We start from the raw sequence: 1,324 nt of genomic DNA on the forward strand, positions 1-1,324 counted from the left end.
ATTCTCAAAGTTTAAGGCACGCTCACTTCGGCGTTTAACCGCGCAGATAAACTGCGCTTACGCCTCCGTAGCGAACGTCTGCTCACGCAGCCGCCAGAGCAATTTCAAAGTGAAATTGCTCTAGGCCGGTTTTCGGACCGGACACGAACCGAAAGCTGGAACATATGAATATTGCGCCCGCGCGGCTTGCAGCCGGCCGGACGTGAAATCACGGGGGAGAAACCTTGCTTGACAAGGCTTCTCCCCCGCGGTTTTTAGGGCAATGCGGCGCTGTCCCCCGGCTGAGGGCCATTGCAGCACACCATGCGATGCCTCCCCACGAAACATTCTGACGGAGAAAACGATGAACATCGGCATTATCAGATGCATGCAGACAGAAGACTTCTGCCCGGGCAGCACGGACTTCAAAATGGTGCGCGAAAGAAAAGGCGCATTTGAGGGTATTGAAGAGGATATCAATATCACGGGCTTCATTTCATGCGGCGGCTGTCCCGGCAAAAAAGCCGTGCTCCGCGCGCAGGATCTTGTCAAGCGCGGGGCGGATACCATTGTTTTCGCATCCTGCATTCAAAAGGGTACGCCCATCGGCTATCCCTGCCCGTTTGCCAAAAAAATGCGTGAGGTAGTGGCCCGCGCCGTCGGCGACTCCATACCGATTATGGACTACACCCACTGATTGGGCAGGTCTGCGTTTGGCCTCCGGTTGTGTGTTTTTCCGGCATGCTTTATGCAAAGATTAAAAACATACGCGGCCTTTCGCCCTGTGCGTGAGGTTGCATCAGCCTGAATTACCCGTCCCACAAGGGGCATAAGGAAAATTTCACGCGCCGCGCATGTCATAAGCTTGACGACGCGCCGCGGGACAAGCAAGGAGTCTCCGTGGCCCGCACAGCAAAAAGCCCCCAGCCCCCGACCAGAAGCGGTCTCAGGCGGCTTGCGCCTCCTCTGGCCTTTTTGCTGGCCCTTTGCCTGCTGGTGGTCTGCTTTTACGGCACGGGCTACACCTCACTGCCGCCCGCCGGCAAGCGCTACGACACCGCCAAGGCGGGCAGCGAAAGTCTGCGTATGGATGCCAAGCGCTCGGGGCAGCGCGAACCGTGGGAAAAGCTGGCCGCCGAATTCCGTTCCATCTACGACGCGGATCCCGGCTGGCCCAATCGGCCCGCCGCCCTCTTCCGCGCTGCGGAAAGCCTTGAAGAACTGGCCCGCCGCTCCTTTGCCAAAGCAGATGCCCGCAAAGCCATAGAATGTTACGAATCCGTCGCCATGCGCCATGCGGACAGCCGCCTTGCCGATGACGCGCTGTTTAACGCCGCCAAGCTTC

The 1,324-nt window shown here is 58.5% G+C and carries 2 protein-coding genes; both read left to right on the forward strand.

Features of this window, described 5'->3' with window-relative positions; genetic code table 11:
- Nucleotides 1-343 precede the first annotated feature (343 nt).
- Nucleotides 344-676 (forward strand): CGGC domain-containing protein, encoded by a 333-nt coding sequence (locus V6C07_RS12190; RefSeq protein WP_333536749.1) that lies wholly within the window; start codon nt 344-346, stop codon nt 674-676.
- Between the two features lie 203 nt (nt 677-879).
- On the forward strand, nt 880-1,324 hold a 445-nt coding region (locus V6C07_RS12195; protein ID WP_442891938.1), incomplete at its 3' end, for a tetratricopeptide repeat protein.

The organism is Desulfovibrio sp. 1214_IL3152, from assembly GCF_036763055.1.
Lineage (GTDB): Bacteria > Desulfobacterota > Desulfovibrionia > Desulfovibrionales > Desulfovibrionaceae > Desulfovibrio.

Bases quoted from the DNA above. Each gene is read 5' to 3' on its own strand.
- V6C07_RS12190 (WP_333536749.1), top strand. From the start codon at position 344: ATGAACATCGGCATTATCAGATGCATGCAGACAGAAGACTTCTGCCCG.